Below are 1,295 nucleotides of genomic sequence, written 5' to 3' on the forward strand. Positions count from 1 at the left end.
CAGTCGGCAATCCATGAATCACACTGGATTCCTTCGTGGAATCCTCAGGCCAATACCTGAGCCAATTCGTCCACACGGCCTAGGGAGGTCATTCATGCAGATGTGATCGGCCCCCATGGACGGGTTCAATGTGATTGTTAGTGCAATGACGGCCTGGGGGCCAGTGCGTGCGGCATCGCTGGTTGGGGTTGCAGGGCCGTCCGCGCGAATGCCGGGATGAAGACCTCGGGTACCGGCGGCTTGTAGCCGAGCGATCCATGCGGACGCACGGTGTTGTAATGCCGACGCCAGCTTTCCACGATGATCCTGGCCTCTTTGAGCGTGTAGAAGATCTCGCCGTCGAGGAGTTCGTCGCGCAGGCNTTCCGAGCCGCTGCCTGTGCCCGTTTTTACGATATTGATGTCTGTGTCAGTAATATCGATCGCACCATTATTCACTGACACAGTGGAACCAGTACTACCAGAAACAGTACTGTCGTGCTCATAGGAAAACGGTCCATCTTTAGATGTGTGGGTATATGTCTGGCCGCTATTGACGATAAGTTGCTCGGCAACAGCCTCGACAGACACCAGACCAAGAGCAATAATCGATACACCCACCAGGCAAGATTTGCGATGGATATACAGTTTACTGTGCCGCATCAATACTTCGATGATCATTGCTCCTCTTGCATCGAAACACTTTTATCAGCATTCACAAGTATTTTCTTTTATAACAAGCAAATAGATGAACGAATGAGTTTGTTATTGCTTGTTAACTTAAGAAAAATTTGTGAATGATGATAAAAGTTGTGGATTTTTTCTATTTATTCTGCAGTTAGATGCAGGTCACGCGGTACAAATATTTTAATTTTCTGTTATAGTCTTTTAATTTCCTGCGTTTCTTTTATAAAAAGCTACAAAACGTGTGTTTTCTGGCCTCGTAAAATTCAATAAAAACAGAAGTTGTCCGGCAACGATTCTGGGTTATGTAGGGAGCGTAGACAGGCGGACAGTCCTTCCAGCGTCCGCAGACCACAGCATGTGCACGATACTTGGATTGCCGGCGGTCATCGACCCGCCGCGCGCCACGCCTGCGGTCGGCAGATGCGGTTGGATCGCATTTCACTATTCATCCGAGAGCCAATAAGTAGATTGCTTCCTTGGCGGCGGTGACACCCCCAACCACAAGGAATCAAACGATTGCCAATCCGTAACCCTATTGAGTATCCAGCCTAGAGCATTTCACTTTTTGATGGAACCATATCCAGCACTGGCGAAGTAGTTTAAGCATTCGCCAGGTTGGATTGTCTGAAT

Annotated in this window: 1 pseudogene; it reads right to left on the reverse strand. The window is 48.5% G+C overall.

Annotated features, from left to right (window positions below):
* Nucleotides 1-137: 137 nt before the first annotated feature.
* Nucleotides 138-359 (reverse strand): annotated as a pseudogene (locus tag ACFO1V_RS02375) (integrase core domain-containing protein); the annotation flags it as partial.
* Between the last annotated feature and the right edge of the window lie 936 nt (nucleotides 360-1,295).

The organism is Daeguia caeni (genome assembly GCF_042653845.1).
Taxonomy (GTDB): Bacteria; Pseudomonadota; Alphaproteobacteria; order Rhizobiales; family Rhizobiaceae; genus Brucella; species Brucella caeni.